A 17,104-nucleotide genomic window follows, 5' to 3' on the forward strand; every position below is an offset into this window, starting at 1 on the left:
CATGTCGGCAGGCATCGGAAGCAGGCTGCGCAAGGGAGGGGCCGCCGCCCTGATCTGCGCACTGGTGGCCGCGGCGCTCACGGCGTCCCAGGCCCCCTCGCGGGAGCGGATATCCGCGGCGGACGCCGGGGAGGCGACCGTGCGGCCCGCACAGCCGGCGGAATCCGGCGGAGACTCCGACTACCTCACGGAACTCCCGCCCCCGGCGGCCGAACTGCCGCAGGAGGCCCCGGCGCCCGCCCAGCCGTCCGCGCCGGCCGCCGGGGCGGTGGCGACGCACAACGAACCGGTGGCCATGGGCGGCGGCGAAGGCGCGCAGGGGATCCCCGCGACGGTCCTGGCGGCGTACCGGCTGGCCGAGCGGAAGGTGGGGGAGAGCGACCCCGGCTGCGGACTGCGCTGGCAACTCCTCGCGGCGATCGGCAAGGTCGAGTCCGGGCAGGCGCGAGGCGGCCGGGTGGACGCCGCCGGCACCACCCTGCGCCCGATCCTGGGCCCCGTGCTCGACGGCAACGGCTTCGCGAACATCCGCGACACGGACGGCGGACAGTACGACGGCGACGCCGCGTACGACCGGGCGGTCGGCCCGATGCAGTTCATCCCGTCGACGTGGGCGGCCTGGGGCCAGGACGCGGACGGCGACGGCCGCCGCAATCCGAACAACGTGTACGACGCCTCCCTGGCGGCCGCCCGCTACCTCTGCGCGGGCACCCGCGACCTGCGCGTACCCGCCGATCTGGACCGCGCGGTGCTCTCGTACAACCAGTCCGCTGAGTACCTGCGCACGGTGAAGTCCTGGTTCACGTACTACCTCCAGGGCACGCACGAGGTCCCGAACGCGGACGCGGGCCGGCCCCCGGCGCAGCCCGGGCCGAGCCCGAAGCCGACGCCGACCCCGAGCCCCACACCCAAGCCCACCCCGGTGCCGACGCCTACCCCGACGCCGACCCCCACCCCGACCCCCACCCCGACGCCGACCCCGACGCCGGATCCCAAGCCGACGCCCAAGCCGACGCCGACGCCCAAACCGACGCCGACCCCGAGCCCGACGCCGACCCCGATGCCCTCGCCGACGGCGAGCGCGCGGCCGACCCCGGCGCCCACCCCGAGCCCCTCGGCCACGCGCAAGGCGTCCCCGGCCGCGTCCGCGTCCCCGTCTCCCACCGGGACCAGGGCCCCTTAGCCGGGCGCGGAGGCGGCGTCCGTGGTCACGGCGTCGGTACGAGCAGCTCCGCGGTGAGTCGCGGAGCGACGGCCGTGCTCAAGGACCCCGGCAGGAACCGCGAGCTGGCGTTGGCGCCCGTGGTCTGGAGGACGTGGAGCGTGATCACGTCGCCCACGGCCAGCTCCAGGGTCCCCGACACGGACTGCGAGGCGAACCCGGTTCCCGGGAGGACCGCGGTGTCCTGTGAGTCGAACGCGCGTCCGCCGCCGTTCACCTGCAGCTGCAGGTTCCGGGCCCCTGCCGGATTCGGGGTGTAGGTCAGCAGGATCTGGCCCGTGACCTGGTAGCGCCCCGCCGTCCTGACCACCAGGGCCGAGTTCGGAGCGTCGAACATCATGCTCGTGTCGTAGGCGGCGCTGCTGAAGAGGATCTTGGTGAGCGCGGTGTCCGGGATGATCTGGTCGTTGAAGGACTGGATGCTCGCGCCGACGTTGACCGTGGGTCCGGGCGGACCGCTGGGCCCGGGGGAGCCGCTGGGTCCGGGCGGACCGCTGGGCCCGGGGGAGCCGCTGGGTCCGGGCGGACCGCTGGGCCCGGGCGAGCCGCTGGGTCCGGGCGGACCGCTCGGACCGGCGGAGCCACTGGGACCAGGGGAGCCGCTGGGACCAGGGGGGCCACTGGGACCCGCCGGTCCGCTCGGGCCGGTGGCCCCCGGCGGACCGGGTTCGCCGGGTTCACCCTGTTCACCCTGTTCACCCTGTTCACCCGGTTCGCCGGGCGGGCCGCTGGGGCCCGGGGGACCCTTCGGGCCCCGCGGGCCCTGCCGCGGGTCCTTCCGGCAGTCCCCCCGCTCCTTGCCGGTGCGGGGGTCCTTCTCGCACTTGCCGCCGCCCCCGGCGCCGTACGCGCTCACGCGCCCGCCCGCGTCCTGGGCCGCCAGCGCGTTCGGCACGGTCAGCCCGGCCGCCAGGAGCAGCGCGAGCGAGGCGACCGCGCCGCCGGCCGTCCATCGGGTGCGGCGGGTGCGCGGATCCGGCCGCGCCCCCGTCGTGTTCTCGGTACTCATCCGCGCGCTCCTCGGCTCCGGGGGAACTCCACTGAGATGCCAGGAGGAGCTTGACCCGCGGGATGCAGGGAGGCGTCACGTTGCGTCACAACACGCCTGACCATAGGTAATTCGGACCAATGTCGCCCTGTGATCCGGGGTCCAGACGGTTCTCATCTCCGCCCCGCGTTGCTACGGTGCGGCTCCGCCCTGACGTCCCATCAGATTCCGGAGGCCCCCGGCATGCGCGCACTCCTCGCCGCCGCCATCGGGCTTGCCGCCGCGCTGGCCCTCGTGTTCGCCATCACGGCGTTCGGGGCGCCCGAAGGCAAGACCTCGCCCAAGCCCCTGCTCACCTCCGCGCCCAGCGCGCCCGGACAGTAGAGGAGCCCCGGCCTTGAGACGCACCGCCAGCCTCGTCCTGCTCGCCCTCGCCGTGTTCCTCGCCGCCCTCGCACCGCTGCTGCGCTGGTACGCGTACCCCCGGCTCGCCAAGATCCCGCCGAACCAGTACCAGGAGATGGTCCTGGAGGCGAAGGACGCGACCCTCCTCGACTACACCGCCGGCATGCAGCCCAAGAAGGTGGACAAGGTCACCATCGTCCAGACCCTGAAGGGCAACGTCGAGGCGTCGAAGGAGATCGAGGCGAGCGCCGGCAAGGACGTCGTCGTCTGGGACACCCTGTCGTACATCATGGGCCCGGACGGGAAGATGGTCTCCCGGATACCCGAGCGCTACATCTTCGACGCCCACACCCAGGACCCGGTTCACGCCACCGGCGAGATGGTCGACGACGACCCGGTCAAACGCGAGGGCATCGAGTTCAAGTGGCCGTTCTTCACCGAGCCGCGCGACTACCTCTACTTCGACGCGCAGACCCGCACCGCCGCGCCCATCCACTACGTCGGCCCGCGCACGTACCGCGGGATGGACGTCTACTACTACGAGCAGACCGTCCCCTGGACCAAGGTCTCGCTCCCGAAGAAGATGCCGATCGAGGGCATCGACCCGAAGACCTTCGAGCAGACCACCGGCACCAGCCTCTGGTACCAGGTCAAGGCGATGTTCTGGGTCGACCCGGTGACCGGGGCGCCCGTCAACGCCGAGCAGGTCATCGAGCAGGAGATGCGCGGCGGCATCGCGGCCGGCGCACCCGACGGCAGGCTCACCGTCTTCGCCGGGCACGTGAAGATGCGCGAGGACTACGCCCGGTACACCGTCGACCTGGTCAAGTCGAACCGTACGAAGGTCCTCGCACTCCACACGTACGCGCCGATCGGACTGGCGGCCGGCGCCCTCGTCGTGCTCGGGCTGGCGCTGTGGCTGGAGGCCCGCGGCAGGCGCCGCCGCGGGACGCCGGACGGGGAGGGCTCCACCACGCAGCTCACTGCTGGCGTCTGAGCCGGGCGTTCGTGTGCCGGGTGGGCTCGGCGGTCGCCGGGTCCTCCGGCCAGGGGTGCTTGGGGTAGCGGCCGCGGAGCTCGGCGCGCACGGCGCGGTAGCCGCCCTGCCAGAACGAGGCGAGGTCGGCGGTCACGGCGGCGGGCCGCCCGGCCGGGGACAGCAGGTGGACGAGGACGGGCACCCCGGCCACCTTCGGGGTCTCCGCCAGTCCGAACAGCTCCTGCAGCTTCACGGCGAGCACGGGCTGGCCGTGCCCCTGCTCGTGCTCGGCGGAGTAGTCCACCCGGATCCGGGAGCCGCTGGGCACCTCGATCCGCTCGGGGGCCAGCTCGTCGAGGCGGGCGGCCTCGCCGGTGGCCCAGGGCAGCAGCCGGTTCAGCGCCTGACCGGCGTCGATCCGCCCGAGATCCGCCCGGCGGCGGGCCCGGGACAGCTCGGGCTCCAGCCAGTCGTCGGCGCGCTCCAGCAGGGCGCCGTCGTCCTGTACGTCGGGCCAGCCGCCGCCGAGCGTGCGGTGCAGGAAGCCGAGCCGGGCCCGGAGCGTCCGCGCGTCCTCGGTCCAGCGCAGCAGGCCGAGGCCCTCGCCGCGCAGGCCGTCGAGGAGGGCGGCCCGGACGAGGGCCGGGTCGGGGTTCCTCAGCGGGCGCACGGCCAGCTCGATGGCGCCGAGCCGCTCGGCGGTGCGGGCGACGAGGTCGCCGTCCTCCCAGCGCACCTCTTCGCCCGCCCGCAGCAGGTGGCCGGCCGCGGCCCGGGCGGTGTCCTCGTCGATGACGGCGGCCAGCCGGACCCGGGCGGAGGCGGAATGCGGACCCCGGTCGGCGACGGCCACGGCGAGCCAGGGCGCGCTGCGCAGCGGCGAGCCGTCCCCGAGCTCGGCGGCCGTCCCGGAAGCCATCAGGAAAGCCCCCTGCCCCTTGGCCCTGGCGACCCGCTCGGGGAAGGCCAGGGCCGCGACGAGCCCGGCGGCGGCGTCGTCGGAGTACGCACCGGCGGCCCGCGGCGCCGCCGCGTCCCCGCCGCCGGCGGCGCGCTCCAGGCGCACCGCTTCCGCGCGCCAGCGGGAGCCGTACGCATCGCCGCCCGCGCGGGCCCGGCGCCAGGCGGCGGCCAGGTCGTCCCCGTACTCCCGCGGCGGCTCCTCGCTCAGCAGGGCGACGATCTCCGCCGCCCTGCGGGGTCCCAGCCCGGCGGAGCCGTCCAGCAGTGCCCGGGCGAGGCGCGGGTGCAGCCCGAGCCGGGCCATCCGCTGCCCGCGCGGGGTCACGGCGCCGGCGGCGGACACCGCGCCCACCGCGACCAGCACCTCCCGCGCCGCGGCCATCGCCCCGGTCGGCGGGGGGTCCAGGAGGGCCAGCCCGGCCGCGTCCGGATCGCCCCAGCAGGCCGCCTGCAGCGCGAACTGCGCCAGGTCCGCGATCCGGATCTCGGGCGAGGGGAACGCCGGCAGCCGGCCGTCCTCCGCCTCCGGCCAGCAGCGGTACACCGCCCCCGGGGCCTCGCGCCCGGCCCGGCCGGCCCGCTGGCGCCCGGCCGCGCGGGACGCCCGTACGGTCGCCAGCGCGCCCAGCCCCCGCGCATGGTCCACCCGGGGTTCGCGGGCCAGTCCCGAGTCCACGACCACCCTTACCCCCGGCACGGTCAGGCTCGACTCCGCCACCGCCGTGGACAGGATCACCCGGCGCCGCGCCGCGACCGACAGGGCCGCGTCCTGCACCACCGCCGGAGCGCGTCCGTGGAGCTGGAGCACCTCCGCCTCCACCCCGGCCAGCTGCCCCGCGACGCGGGCGATCTCGCCGACGCCGGGCAGGAAGCACAGCACGTCCCCGGCCCGCTCGGCCAGCGCCCGGCGCACCACCGAGGCCACGTGCGCCAGCTGCGCCGGGTCCACCCGCATCCCGTGCGGGGGCCGCACCGGCCGGGCCGGCGGGGCCCAGACCGTCTCCACCGGGTACGAGACCCCCGCGGCCTCCACCACCGGCGCGCCGCCGAGCACCCGTGCCCAGCCCGCGGAGTCCGTGGTCGCCGAAGCCGCCACCAGCCGCAGCTCCGGGCGCAGGGTTTCCCGCACGTCCAGCAGGAACGCGGCGACCGTGTCGGCGTCGAGGTGCCGCTCATGGCACTCGTCCAGGATCACCACGTCCACGCCGGCGAGCTCCTGGTCCCGCTGGAGGCGCTGGAGCAGGACGCCGGTGGTGACCACCTCGACCACCGTGTCCGGCCCCGCCACCCGCTCGCCGCGCACCGTGAAGCCCACGGAGCCGCCGACCGGCTCGCCCAGCAGCCAGGCCATCCGCCGCGCCGCCGCCCGGGCGGCGATCCGCCGGGGTTCGGCGACGACCACTTTGCGCCGCGGCCCGTCGGCGGCCGGCCCCACCAGCCCCGCCAGTACCAGCGGCACCAGTGTGGTCTTGCCGGTGCCGGGCGGCGCGCAGAGCACCGCCGTGCCGTGGGCGTCCAGCGCGCGGAGCAGCGCGGGCACGGCCTCCCGTACGGGAAGGGCGTCGAGGTCGGCCTGACGGAGCTGTCCGGGCTGCCGAGGCTGTCGGGGCGGTCTGGGCTGTCGGGTCAACGGGGTTCTCAGTCCCTTTCGCAGACGAAGATCGCGGTGCCGGGGATCAGGTTGCCGCGCAGCGGGGACCAGCCGCCCCACTCCTGGGTGTTCCACTCGGGCCACTCCGGTTCCACCAGGTCGACCAGGCGGAACCCGCCCGCCACCACGTCCCGGACCCGGTCCCCGAGGGTGCGGTGGTGCTCCACGTAGACGGCGCGGCCCTCCTCGTCCTGCTCGACGTACGGGGTCCGGTCGAAGTAGGAGGCGGCGATCGACAGCCCCTCCGGGCCGGGCTCGTCGGGGAAGGCCCAGCGGATGGGGTGGGTGACGGAGAAGACCCAGCGGCCGCCGGGGCGCAGTACGCGGTGGACCTCGCGCATCACGTTCGCGGGGTCGGCGACGAAGGGGACGGCCCCGTACGCGGAACAGGCGAGGTCGAAGGAGGCGTCGCGGAAGGGCAGGCGTCCGGCGTCGGCCTCGACCAGCGGGACGTCCTCGCCGATGCGCAGGGCGTGCTGGAGCTGGCGGTGGGAGAGGTCGAGGGCGACCGGGCGGGCTCCCCGGGCGGCGAGCCAGCGCGAGCACTGGGCGGCGCCGGCGCCGATCTCCAGGACGTCCTTGTCCTTCAGGGAGTCCGCCGGGCCCAGCAGCGCGGCGTCCGCCTCGTCCAGGCCCTCCGGGCCCCAGACGAAGCGGTCGTCGCCGAGGAAGGCGCCGTGCTCGTTCTGGTAGTCGTCGGCGTTGCGGTCCCACCAGCCCCGGCTGGCCCGGCTGCTCTCCGCCTCGCCGGCCTCGCGCCGGGTGGCCTGGGCGTCCTCGCCGGTGGCGTCCCCGGCCTCGTACGCGTCTTCGGGGGCGTAGTCCTCTTGGTTCATGGGGCCCGTCGTCGTAGTCTGCGGAAAGAGTCGGAAAGAGTCGTGACACGGCAGAGAAGGGCCATCGGCGCCTGCCCGCCCACGAATTGTGCCGGTTATGCGGTGATCCGCCCGGGGTGTGCGCCTTCGCGCATTGACCCTGTCCGGCTGCCCCCGTATGCTACAAGTTGCGCTGCGAGCCTGTGCTCCTCAGACCTAGCAGGCTGCGCTTGCATCTGTTGATGTCCCCTCGGTTTTCGAGGCCCTGACCGCTTCACGGCGGAGTAGGGGCTTCCTTGGCTGTCCGGCTTCTTCGGCAGATGCCGATAAGGGCTCCCGGCGTAGCAGTACCTACGACTTTCTGTCCGTAACCGGAGCCCTTTCCCACATGACGAGCAGCACCGAGACCACCTCTACCACCCCGCAGGTAGCGGTCAACGACATCGGTAACGAGGAAGCCTTCCTCGCCGCGATCGACGAGACGATCAAGTACTTCAACGACGGCGACATCGTCGACGGCGTCATCGTGAAGGTCGACCGGGACGAGGTCCTGCTCGACATCGGTTACAAGACCGAAGGCGTGATCCCGAGCCGTGAGCTCTCGATCAAGCACGACGTCGACCCGAACGAGGTCGTCAAGGTCGGCGACGAGATCGAGGCCCTGGTTCTCCAGAAGGAGGACAAGGAAGGCCGCCTGATCCTGTCCAAGAAGCGCGCCCAGTACGAGCGCGCCTGGGGCACGATCGAGAAGATCAAGGAAGAAGACGGCATCGTCACCGGTACCGTCATCGAGGTCGTCAAGGGTGGTCTCATCCTCGACATCGGCCTCCGTGGCTTCCTGCCGGCCTCCCTCGTCGAGATGCGCCGCGTCCGCGACCTCCAGCCCTACGTGGGCAAGGAGCTTGAGGCGAAGATCATCGAGCTGGACAAGAACCGCAACAACGTGGTCCTGTCCCGCCGTGCCTGGCTGGAGCAGACCCAGTCCGAGGTCCGCCAGACGTTCCTCACCACCCTGCAGAAGGGTCAGGTCCGCTCCGGCGTCGTTTCCTCGATCGTCAACTTCGGTGCCTTCGTGGACCTGGGCGGCGTCGACGGTCTCGTCCACGTCTCCGAGCTGTCCTGGAAGCACATCGACCACCCGTCCGAGGTTGTCGAGGTCGGCCAGGAAGTCACCGTCGAGGTCCTCGACGTGGACATGGACCGCGAGCGTGTCTCCCTGTCGCTGAAGGCGACGCAGGAGGACCCGTGGCAGCAGTTCGCCCGTACGCACCAGATCGGTCAGGTCGTCCCGGGCAAGGTCACCAAGCTGGTTCCGTTCGGTGCGTTCGTCCGCGTGGACGAGGGCATCGAGGGCCTGGTCCACATCTCCGAGCTGGCCGAGCGCCACGTGGAGATCCCGGAGCAGGTCGTCCAGGTCAACGACGAGATCTTCGTCAAGGTCATCGACATCGACCTTGAGCGTCGCCGGATCTCGCTGTCGCTGAAGCAGGCCAACGAGTCCTTCGGTGCCGACCCGGCGTCGGTCGAGTTCGACCCGACCCTGTACGGCATGGCCGCGTCTTACGACGACCAGGGGAACTACATCTACCCCGAGGGCTTCGACCCCGAGACCAACGACTGGCTCGAGGGCTTCGACACCCAGCGCGAGACGTGGGAGCGCCAGTACGCCGAGGCGCAGGTCCGCTTCGAGCAGCACCAGGCCCAGGTCATCAAGAGCCGCGAGGCCGACGAGGCCGCCGCTGCCGAGGGCGCTGCCGCCCCGGCCGCCGGTGGCAACGCCGGTGCGGGCATCTCGGGTGGTTCCTACTCCTCGGAGTCGGACGAGACCTCGGGCGCCCTGGCCTCCGACGAGGCCCTGGCCGCGCTGCGCGAGAAGCTGGCCGGCGGCCAGAGCTGATCGCAGCGCATCGCACTCCGGTGTGAGCTGAGCTGAAGGCAAGGCCCGTCCCCCCAGGGGGCGGGCCTTGTTGCGTTCCTGTGAATGGGGCCAACTGGGGAATGGAGCCGCTGCCTTGGACGTTGTGCGCACAGAAGGCAGCGAGGAGGAGTGGTGACGGTGCTTGATCCACAGGGTTTGTACGAATGGGATGCCAAGGGCCTGGCAGTGGCTGATCTGGCGCTCGCCCAGGACTCGGCCGGGCTGGTCATGCTCTACCACTTCGAGGGGTACATCGACGCCGGCGAGGCCGGGGAGCAGATCGTCGAGCGGCTGCTCGACACGCTGCCCCACCAGGTCGTGGCCCGGTTCGACGCGGACCGCCTGATCGACTACCGCGCCCGGCGCCCGCTGCTGACGTTCCAGCGCGACCACTGGACCGAGTTCGAGGAGCCGCGCCTTGAGGTGCGCCTCGTCCAGGACGCCACGGGCGCCCCGTTCCTGCTGCTCTCCGGCCCCGAGCCGGACGTGGAGTGGGAGCGCTTCGCCGTCGCCGTCCGGCAGATCGTCGAGCGCCTCGGCGTCCGGCTCTCGGTCAACTTCCACGGCATCCCCATGGGCGTCCCGCACACCCGCCCCGTCGGGATCACCCCCCACGGCAACCGGACCGACCTGATGCCGGGCCACCGCAGCCCGTTCGACGAGGCCCAGGTGCCGGGCAGCGCGGAATCGCTCGTGGAGTTCCGCCTCGGGCAGGCCGGGCACGACGTGCTGGGCGTCGCCGCGCACGTACCGCACTACGTGGCGCGCTCCGCGTACCCGGACGCCGCGCTGACCGTGCTGGAGGCGATCACGGCGGCGACCGGGCTGGTCCTGCCGGCGGTGGCGCACGCGCTGCGCACCGAGGCGCACCGTACGCAGACGGAGATCGACCGGCAGATCCGCGAGGGCGACGAGGAGCTGGTCGCCCTGGTCCAGGGGCTGGAGCACCAGTACGACGCGGCGGCCGGCGCCGAGACGCGGGGCAACATGATCGCGGAGCCGCAGGAGATCCCTTCGGCGGAAGAGATCGGCCGCGAGTTCGAGCGCTTCCTGGCGGAGCGCGAGGGCGAGGGCTGAGAGCGCGTCCCGGTCGGCCGGGGCGGGGGGCTGTACGGGGGCCGGGGCGCGGGGTCTAGTCTGCTGGGCATGCTGAAGGTGGGCCTGACAGGCGGAATCGGTGCCGGCAAGAGCGAGGTCTCGCGGCTGCTGGCGGGGTACGGGGCGGTCGTCGTGGACGCCGACCGCATCGCGCGGGAGGTGGTCGAGCCCGGTACGCCGGGACTGGCGGCCGTCGTGGCGGCCTTCGGGGAGTCCGTGCTGACCGCCGAGGGGCGGCTGGACCGGCCGAAGCTGGGCTCGATCGTGTTCGCCGACCCGGCGAAGCTGCGGACCCTCAACGCGATCGTGCACCCGCTGGTCGGGGCCCGGTCGGCCGAGCTGGAGGCCGCCGCAGGGGCCGGCGCGATCGTGGTGCACGACGTACCGCTGCTCGCGGAGAACGGCCTGGCGCCGCTGTACGACCTGGTGGTCGTGGTGGACGCCGCCCCGGAGACCCAGCTGGCCCGGCTGACCGGGCTGCGCGGGATGGCCGAGGAGGAGGCGCGGGCCAGGATGGCCGCGCAGGCGACGCGGGAGCAGAGGCTGGCGGTGGCCACGCTCGTGATCGACAACGACGGGCCGCTGGAGTCACTGGAACCGCAGGTGCGCAAGGTGTGGGCGGAGCTCAAGGAACGGGAAGCGGCGGCCGGGGCCGCCGGTGGTGCGGGTACAGCCGGTGGTGCGGGTACAGGCGGTGCCGCCGGTGCCTGACGTGCACATGGAATAGCAGGCGGGGCGGGGGGCGTTGAACGGGCCCGCAGAGGGAAGGATCAGACCGTGTCCGACACCACGCCGCCGCCCATACCGGCGCAGCCGCCTTCGCCGTCAGGCTCGTCCCCCGAGACCCACGTCATCGACTACCGGGCCGCCGAGCAGCTGCTGGCCGCACGGGACCCGCGGGGCGCCGTGAAGCTGCTCGACTCGGTCATCGCCGCGCACCCGGAGAACACGGCGGCCCGGCTGCTGCGGGCCCGCGCCTTCTTCGCCGCAGCCCAACTGCGTCCGGCGGCGCTGGAGTTCGAACTGGTGCTGGAGCGGGAGCCGGACAACGCCTTCGCGCACTTCGCGCTGGCACGCACCCACGAGCGCTCCGGCCGCCCCGAACAGGCGCGCAAGCACTTCCGGCTGGCGGCGGCCCTGGACCCGCAGCCCGACTATCTGGCGGCGGCCCGCTTCGACGACACCCCCTAGCGGGGTGGGTCACCGCCGGTGCGGAGGCTCGTACGGGGGGACGTCCGGGCCCGGCTGGTAGTGCGGGCCCTGGTGGATGTGGTGGAGGACCACGGCCAGGTCGACGAGCGCGAGCACCGCGACGACCCCGCAGGCGGCCGCCCACCCGGGACGGCCGACCAGCGAGAACGCGGCCGTCCCGGCGGCGGCCCAGACGAGCCCCCACAGACTCAGCCAGAACCGCAGCCGCAGCGGGCTGCGGGCCGTGACCGGCTCGTTTCCGGAACGCATGACCATCGCCTCGGTTCCATGGTCCCACCACTCACGGGGCGAGGCGGTTCACGGCGGTGGTGGTCGTCCGCTTGAAGGCGGCGACGGGAGCGTCGCTCAGGTCGCCCATCCGGCCCCACTGGACGACGGTCACCGTGGAACCGTCGCGTCCGATGCCGAAGAGGTGCACGCCGGGCTCGGATTCGGGGATCGAGGTGTGCACGCCGTAGACGTGGGCGCCCTCCTCGACGGGGAGGGTCCCGTAGTCCTTGGAGCCGGCCGTTCCGTCCGGGTGCTCCCGCAGCCAACGGGCGGCGCAGCCGGCGACCGCCCGCTCCAGGCTCCGGGCCAGCCGGGCGGCCGCCGCGTCGGAGGAGGACCGTACGGAGACCTGCACGGCGCCGGTGTCGAGGTCAGTCCCGAACTGCCGGTGCCAGCTCCCGGCGGCCGGAAGCACCCCGTCCAGGCAGAACGGCGCCGTCTCGGGGAGCCCCTTGGTGACCTTCCCGGCATGCCAGGTCGAGCCGGGATGCGGCGGCAGATCGGCGGCGCCGAGGAATCCGGGGGCGGCGAGCGCGAGCGCGATGGCGGCGGCGAGGCCTTGGAGCATGGCTGGTTTCTCCCCATGTGGCAGCTGATGCGGTGCTTGAGCCGTCCCCACCCCGGCCCGCCCCAAAACGCCTCGCGGGGGTCGGACACGGCCCGGTCGATGCGGCCCCGTCGGCGTTCGAGGCGCGGGGAGCGGGCCCCGCACGGCGGGCCTGGATCCGATGTCTGCCCAGCTCAGCCGCGTTGTCAGTGCGCACATCTAGACTCGACGGCAGACCGGACCCGTCTGATCCGACCACGCCGAGAGGGAGAGGAGACGCCACCGTGACACCGCACCCGCACACGCACCTGCGCGCGCAGCCCCCCGCTCCCGCGACCGCGCTCCTCCGCCACCCCGCCGTCTTCCTCCCCGCCGCCGTCCCCCGTGAGGCCCGCTTCGCCTTCTGGGCGCCCGGCGGGGACGCCCTCCCGGAGGACGGCGCCGGGACCCCGGCCCCGCTCACCGTCGTGCGCCCCCACGGCCAGGGGATCCGCACCCGTACCGTCCCCTCCCTCACCCTCTCCGTCGCCGACGCCCTGCCGCTCCTCGCGCGCGCCCCCCGCAGCCCCGCCGCGCACCCCGCCACCCGCGCCTGGGGCACCGCCGCCCTGCACGCCCTCGCGCTCGCCGCCCGCGGGCGGCTCCTCCCCGGCGTCACCGCCGACGGGATCGACGCCTGGCGGGCCGGCCCGCTCGACGCCGAGGACGTCGGCCACCTCCGCGCGGTGGCCGCCGCCCTCCCGTACGAGGGGTACGCGACGCCCCTGGCCGGCCGCCGCCCCCTCCAGCTGCCCGAACCGGAGGCCCTGGTCCGGGCGTTCCTCGACGCCGTCGCCGACAGCCTGCCCCGCACCCCGGCGGCGCCGCTGGCCGCGGGGCGGCCCTTCGCCGCGCAGGAGCCCCAGCGGGTGCCGGGGATACAGGAGTGGGCCGCGCAGGTCGCGGCCGGCGCCGATGCCGGCGTCGGGATCTCGCTGCGGCTCGACCTGTCCTCGTTCAGCCTCTTCGACCGGCCGGACGGCACCGAGGGCGCGGACGACACCCCGGACGGGGAGGGCCTCCGGGACGCGGACATCCGCCGGGCGGGCGCCGCCGTGGTCCAGGTGCACAGCCTCGCCGACCCCACCCTCGTCACCGACGCCGGGCTGCTGTGGGCCGGCGCGGCCGGAGCCGGGTTCGGCCCGCGCGCCCGGATCGACGCCGTACTGGCGCTGCGCCGGGCCGCGCGGGTCTGGCCGCCGCTGCTGCGGCTGCTGGACCAGCCGGTCCCCGATGTCCTCGCCCTCTCGGATCCGGAGCTCGAAGACCTCCTCGGCAGGGCCGCGGGCCGGCTGTCGGCCGCCGGAGTCCTGGTCCACTGGCCGCGCGAGCTGGCCCGTACGCTGTCCGCGACCGCGGTCGTACGGTCCACCGCGCCCGGCTCCGCCACCGACGGCACCGCCTTCTTCGACGCGGGCCACCTCTTCGCGTTCTCCTGGGAGCTCGCGCTGGGCGGCGACCGGCTCACCCCGGGGGAGATGGACGCGCTGGCCCAGGCGCACCGGCCGGTGGTGCGGCTGCGGGACCAGTGGGTGCGGGTCGACCCCGAGCTGGTGCGCAAGGCGCGCAAGCGGGAGCTGGGCCTGCTGGACCCGGTGGACGCGCTGGCCACCGTACTGACGGGGACGGCGGAGGTGGACGGGGAGCCGGTGGAGGCGGTTCCGGTGGGCGCGCTGGCCGCCCTGCGGGAGCGGCTGACCGGCGAGCTGGCCCCGCTGCCCCAGCCCGTCGCGTTGAAGGCGACCCTGCGCGACTACCAGGCCCGCGGCCTGGCCTGGCTGGACCTGATGACCTCGCTCGGCCTCGGCGGCTGCCTCGCCGACGACATGGGCCTGGGCAAGACGGTCACGCTGATCGCCCTGCACCTGCACCGGGACCGCCCCGAGCCGACGCTCGTGGTCTGCCCGGCCTCGCTGCTGGGCAACTGGCAGCGGGAGATCGAGAAGTTCGCGCCCGGCGTCGCCGTGCGCCGCTTCCACGGGGGCAGCCGCAGCCTGGACGGGCTGGCGGGCGGGTTCGTCCTCACCACGTACGGGACGATGCGCGCGAGCGCGGCCCGGCTGGCCGAGCAGCCCTGGGGCATGGTCGTCGCCGACGAGGCGCAGCACGTGAAGAACCCGCATTCGGCGACCGCGAAGGCGCTGCGCACGATCCCGGCGCCGGCTCGGGTGGCGCTGACCGGAACCCCGGTGGAGAACAACCTCTCCGAGCTCTGGGCGCTGCTCGACTGGACCACGCCCGGGCTGCTGGGCCCGCTGACGGCCTTCCGGGCGCGGCACGCCCGCCCGGTCGAGCACCAGCAGGAGGAGGACGGGGGCAACGAGGCGGCGGTGGCCCGGCTGGCCGCGCTCGTACGGCCGTTCCTGCTGCGGCGCAAGAAGTCCGACCCGGGGATCGCCCCCGAGCTCCCGCCGAAGACGGAGACCGATCATCCGGTCTCCCTCACGCGCGAGCAGGCCTCCCTCTACCAGGCCGCGGTGGACGAGGCGATGGCCGTGATCGAGGCGAGCGAGGGCATCGAGCGGCGCGGCATGATCATGAAGCTGCTGGCCTCGCTCAAACAGATCTGCAACCACCCCGCGCAGTATCTGAAGGAGGAGCAGCCCCGGATCCCGCACCGCTCCGGCAAGCTGGCCCTGCTGGACGAGCTGCTGGACACGATCCTCGCGGAGGACGGCGCGGTGCTGGTCTTCACCCAGTACGTGACGATGGCCCGGATCATCGAGCGCCACCTGGCGGCCCGGGGGATCTCCCACCAGCTCCTGCACGGCGGGACGCCGGTGGCGCGCCGCGAGGAGCTCGTGGACCGCTTCCAGTCCGGCGAAGTCCCGGTCTTTCTGCTCTCGTTGAAGGCGGCGGGCACCGGCCTGAACCTCACGCGGGCCGGCCATGTCATCCACTTCGACCGCTGGTGGAACCCGGCGGTGGAGGAGCAGGCCACCGACCGCGCGTACCGGATCGGCCAGACGCAGCCCGTCCAGGTCCACCGGATCATCGCCGAGGGCACAGTGGAGGACCGGATCGCCGAGATGCTGGAGGCGAAGCGGGCGCTGGCCGACGCCGTGCTCGGCTCGGGGGAGTCGGCGCTGACGGAGCTGACCGACCGAGAGCTGGCCGACCTCGTCTCCCTGCGGAGGCCCGCATGACCACGGCGTGGAGGTCCGCATGATCACCGCGAGGGACGACCGCCGCCGCACCTTCGAGACGGTGCCGGCCGGGGTGGAGGCCGTCAGCTGGTGGGGCCGGGCCTGGGTCTCCGCGCTCGAAGGGGCGTCCGGCGACCCGGCGCGACTGGCCCGGGGCCGTGCGTACGCGGTCGAGGGCCATGTCGACGCCGTCACGGTCACCCCCGGCCGGATCGTGGCGTACGTGCGGGGCAGCCGTGTCCGCCCGTACCGCACCGAACTGGCCCTGAGCCCCTTCACGGACACCGAGTGGAGCGAACTCCTGGAGGAGGTCGCCGCGGATCCCACGGCTCTCGCCGGTCTGCTGGAGCGCGAGGTTCCGCAGTCCCTGGCAGGGTCGGTCCTGCCCGGTGCGCGTGAGCTCGTCGCGCGCTGCTCCTGTCCGGACACCGCCCGACCGCCGTGCAAGCACGCCGCGGCCCTCTGTTACCGGGCTGCCCGCCTCCTCGACGAGGACCCGTTCGTCCTGCTGCTCCTGCGCGGCCGGGGCGAGCGGGAGCTCCTGGACGAGCTGACCCGCCGCAATGCCGCCCACGCCGCCCGCGAACAGCCGGACACCGCGCCGGACTTCCCCGGGGTCCCGGCCCGCGCCGCGCTGGCCCGTACGGTCCTGGCGCCGCTGCCGGCCCCGCTGCCCGCGCCCGCCGCCGTGGGCCTGCCGCCCGCGTACCCGGCCGACCCGGCGGCCCCCGATCCGCTGGCGCTGGACCAGCTCGCCGCGGACGCCGCCGCCCGCGCCTTCGCGCTCCTCACCACGGCCGAGGACCCGATCGCCGGTCTCACGCTCTGGCAGGACGCCGTCCGCCTGGCCTCCGCGCACCACACGGCCGGCCTGACCGGCGCGGCCCGTACTCTCTACCGGGACCTGGCCCGCGCCACCGGCCGCACCACGACCGACCTGGCCCGCGCCGCGGCGGCCTGGCGCCAGGGCGGGCGGCCCGCGCTGGCCGCGCTCGAAGAGCCCTGGGACCCTCCGGCCGGCCCCTTCGACCGGGCGCGTCCGGCCCTCATTGCCGCCTCCCAGGGCGCCTTCCGCCCCGAGCGCAACCGTCTGACCGCGCACACCCGCCAGCTCCGCCTGGGCCGCGACGGCCTCTGGTACGCCTACGAGTCCCGCCCGGGCACCGAGGACTGGTGGCCCACGGGCACCCCGGCGGCCGACCCCCTCACCGCCCTGCGCCGCTGACCTCCGCCGCCCAGCGCGTCAACGTGGCGAAGTCGCGCTCGCGCAGGCCGTGGCGGGCGTGGATGGTGAGGAGAAGGGCCGGAGCCGGGTGGTGGGCCGCGATCCAGGCGCGGTCCTGCGCGGTGATCATGTCGTCGACCCAGGCGAAGGGACGGCCCGCGGCCCACTCGATGAGCGGGCGGGTCTTCCAGAAGAGACCGTCGGGGTCATCGGCGAACAGTTCCGGCCATTCGATGACGGGAAGATCGCCGGGCAGTCCGATGTGCGGGGCGATCATCGTGTTGGCCTGGTGCATCCAGGCGGTGGCCCACGTGAGTTCGAACGGCAGGGCCAGCAGGCGGGCGCCGTGCGCGGGGTGCAGGCGGACCCGAAGTCCGCGCCGCGCGCCGCGCGATCCGGGGTCCCGGCGGGACATCCAGTCCGCCGGGTGCATCCGGTGCGTCGTGTATCCGCGCAGCCCCGCGATGCGGGACCGGAACGGGTTCAGCGGGCCATCCACGTCGAGGAGCAGGAGCGGGCGTCCAGTCATGAAGTAGGCATTACCCAGTACACGATGGGGTGAAATGCCTACCCGCTCTATAACCCGAACGGGTTTACCGCGTTGTTTCCGGTACGGGTGCAGCACC

At 74.2% G+C, this 17,104-nt stretch carries 15 protein-coding genes; 9 read left to right on the forward strand and 6 right to left on the reverse strand.

Annotated features, from left to right (window positions below; all coding sequences use genetic code 11):
- The first annotated feature begins 1 nt into the window (after position 1).
- On the forward strand, positions 2-1,183 hold the full coding sequence (locus ACFYXV_RS27365) for a lytic transglycosylase domain-containing protein (protein WP_389384280.1): 1,182 nt from the start codon (positions 2-4) through the stop codon (positions 1,181-1,183).
- A 25-nt stretch (positions 1,184-1,208) separates the two neighbouring features.
- On the opposite strand, the gene ACFYXV_RS27370 is transcribed toward ACFYXV_RS27365, so the two are convergent.
- Positions 1,209-2,231 (reverse strand): hypothetical protein, encoded by a 1,023-nt coding sequence (locus ACFYXV_RS27370; RefSeq protein ID WP_389384281.1) that lies wholly within the window; start codon positions 2,229-2,231, stop codon positions 1,209-1,211.
- 222 nt (positions 2,232-2,453) lie between these two features.
- On the opposite strand from ACFYXV_RS27370, the gene ACFYXV_RS27375 reads away from it, so the two are divergent.
- Both ACFYXV_RS27375 and ACFYXV_RS27380 read left to right on the forward strand, forming a co-directional pair.
- Positions 2,454-2,594 carry an SPW_0924 family protein gene (locus ACFYXV_RS27375; RefSeq protein ID WP_385472794.1) on the forward strand — a complete coding sequence of 47 codons (141 nt, stop codon included), beginning with the start codon at positions 2,454-2,456 and terminating at the stop codon, positions 2,592-2,594.
- A gap of 13 nt (positions 2,595-2,607) precedes the next feature.
- Positions 2,608-3,612, forward strand: coding sequence for a DUF3068 domain-containing protein (locus ACFYXV_RS27380; protein ID WP_389384282.1), 1,005 nt, complete (start codon positions 2,608-2,610; stop codon positions 3,610-3,612).
- Here the strand turns inward: ACFYXV_RS27380 and hrpB are convergent.
- Positions 3,596-6,187 carry an ATP-dependent helicase HrpB gene (gene hrpB, locus ACFYXV_RS27385; protein WP_389384283.1) on the reverse strand — a complete coding sequence of 864 codons (2,592 nt, stop codon included), beginning with the start codon at positions 6,185-6,187 and terminating at the stop codon, positions 3,596-3,598. The two genes, ACFYXV_RS27380 and hrpB, sit on opposite strands and share 17 nt — an antisense overlap.
- An 8-nt stretch (positions 6,188-6,195) precedes the next feature.
- Positions 6,196-7,044 (reverse strand): class I SAM-dependent methyltransferase, encoded by an 849-nt coding sequence (locus ACFYXV_RS27390; protein ID WP_389384284.1) that lies wholly within the window; start codon positions 7,042-7,044, stop codon positions 6,196-6,198.
- Between the two features lie 367 nt (positions 7,045-7,411).
- Between ACFYXV_RS27390 and rpsA the strand changes: the two genes are divergently transcribed.
- The 4 genes from rpsA to ACFYXV_RS27410 all read left to right on the forward strand — a co-directional run bounded on the left by rpsA (position 7,412) and on the right by ACFYXV_RS27410 (position 11,230).
- Positions 7,412-8,920, forward strand: coding sequence for a 30S ribosomal protein S1 (gene rpsA, locus ACFYXV_RS27395; protein ID WP_383347250.1), 1,509 nt, complete (start codon positions 7,412-7,414; stop codon positions 8,918-8,920).
- A gap of 159 nt (positions 8,921-9,079) precedes the next feature.
- Positions 9,080-10,018 (forward strand): PAC2 family protein, encoded by a 939-nt coding sequence (locus ACFYXV_RS27400; protein WP_383347247.1) that lies wholly within the window; start codon positions 9,080-9,082, stop codon positions 10,016-10,018.
- A gap of 69 nt (positions 10,019-10,087) precedes the next feature.
- Positions 10,088-10,750 (forward strand): dephospho-CoA kinase, encoded by a 663-nt coding sequence (coaE, locus tag ACFYXV_RS27405; RefSeq protein ID WP_389384285.1) that lies wholly within the window; start codon positions 10,088-10,090, stop codon positions 10,748-10,750.
- Positions 10,751-10,816: 66 nt separating this feature from the next.
- Entirely contained in the window at positions 10,817-11,230 is a 414-nt protein-coding gene (locus tag ACFYXV_RS27410; protein ID WP_383347241.1) for a tetratricopeptide repeat protein, read from the forward strand.
- A gap of 9 nt (positions 11,231-11,239) precedes the next feature.
- Here the strand turns inward: ACFYXV_RS27410 and ACFYXV_RS27415 are convergent, their stop codons facing one another.
- Positions 11,240-11,500: a DUF6343 family protein gene (locus ACFYXV_RS27415; RefSeq protein WP_383347238.1), complete on the reverse strand. Its 261-nt coding sequence runs from the start codon at positions 11,498-11,500 to the stop codon at positions 11,240-11,242.
- 31 nt (positions 11,501-11,531) lie between these two features.
- Positions 11,532-12,089 carry a hypothetical protein gene (locus ACFYXV_RS27420; RefSeq protein ID WP_385472776.1) on the reverse strand — a complete coding sequence of 186 codons (558 nt, stop codon included), beginning with the start codon at positions 12,087-12,089 and terminating at the stop codon, positions 11,532-11,534.
- Between the two features lie 263 nt (positions 12,090-12,352).
- On the opposite strand from ACFYXV_RS27420, the gene ACFYXV_RS27425 reads away from it, so the two are divergent.
- Positions 12,353-15,253 carry an SNF2-related protein gene (locus ACFYXV_RS27425; RefSeq protein WP_389384286.1) on the forward strand — a complete coding sequence of 967 codons (2,901 nt, stop codon included), beginning with the start codon at positions 12,353-12,355 and terminating at the stop codon, positions 15,251-15,253.
- Positions 15,254-15,272: 19 nt separating this feature from the next.
- Positions 15,273-16,478 carry an SWIM zinc finger family protein gene (locus ACFYXV_RS27430; protein WP_389384287.1) on the forward strand — a complete coding sequence of 402 codons (1,206 nt, stop codon included), beginning with the start codon at positions 15,273-15,275 and terminating at the stop codon, positions 16,476-16,478.
- Here the strand turns inward: ACFYXV_RS27430 and ACFYXV_RS27435 are convergent.
- A complete protein-coding gene (locus ACFYXV_RS27435; RefSeq protein WP_385472770.1) occupies positions 16,459-17,007 on the reverse strand; it encodes a hypothetical protein in 549 nt (182 codons plus the stop codon). The two genes, ACFYXV_RS27430 and ACFYXV_RS27435, sit on opposite strands and share 20 nt — an antisense overlap.
- Positions 17,008-17,104: the final 97 nt, after the last annotated feature.

This window comes from Streptomyces sp. NPDC002181, assembly GCF_042890485.1.
Taxonomy (GTDB): domain Bacteria; phylum Actinomycetota; class Actinomycetes; order Streptomycetales; family Streptomycetaceae; genus Streptomyces.

Bases quoted from the DNA above. Each gene is read 5' to 3' on its own strand.
- ACFYXV_RS27365 (WP_389384280.1), top strand. From the start codon at position 2: ATGTCGGCAGGCATCGGAAGCAGGCTGCGCAAGGGAGGGGCCGCCGCC.
- ACFYXV_RS27370 (WP_389384281.1), bottom strand. From the start codon at position 2,231: ATGAGTACCGAGAACACGACGGGGGCGCGGCCGGATCCGCGCACCCGC.
- ACFYXV_RS27375 (WP_385472794.1), top strand. From the start codon at position 2,454: ATGCGCGCACTCCTCGCCGCCGCCATCGGGCTTGCCGCCGCGCTGGCC.
- ACFYXV_RS27390 (WP_389384284.1), bottom strand. From the start codon at position 7,044: ATGAACCAAGAGGACTACGCCCCCGAAGACGCGTACGAGGCCGGGGAC.
- rpsA (WP_383347250.1), top strand. From the start codon at position 7,412: ATGACGAGCAGCACCGAGACCACCTCTACCACCCCGCAGGTAGCGGTC.
- coaE (WP_389384285.1), top strand. From the start codon at position 10,088: ATGCTGAAGGTGGGCCTGACAGGCGGAATCGGTGCCGGCAAGAGCGAG.
- ACFYXV_RS27415 (WP_383347238.1), bottom strand. From the start codon at position 11,500: ATGCGTTCCGGAAACGAGCCGGTCACGGCCCGCAGCCCGCTGCGGCTG.
- ACFYXV_RS27420 (WP_385472776.1), bottom strand. From the start codon at position 12,089: ATGCTCCAAGGCCTCGCCGCCGCCATCGCGCTCGCGCTCGCCGCCCCC.
- ACFYXV_RS27430 (WP_389384287.1), top strand. From the start codon at position 15,273: ATGATCACCGCGAGGGACGACCGCCGCCGCACCTTCGAGACGGTGCCG.
- ACFYXV_RS27435 (WP_385472770.1), bottom strand. From the start codon at position 17,007: ATGACTGGACGCCCGCTCCTGCTCCTCGACGTGGATGGCCCGCTGAAC.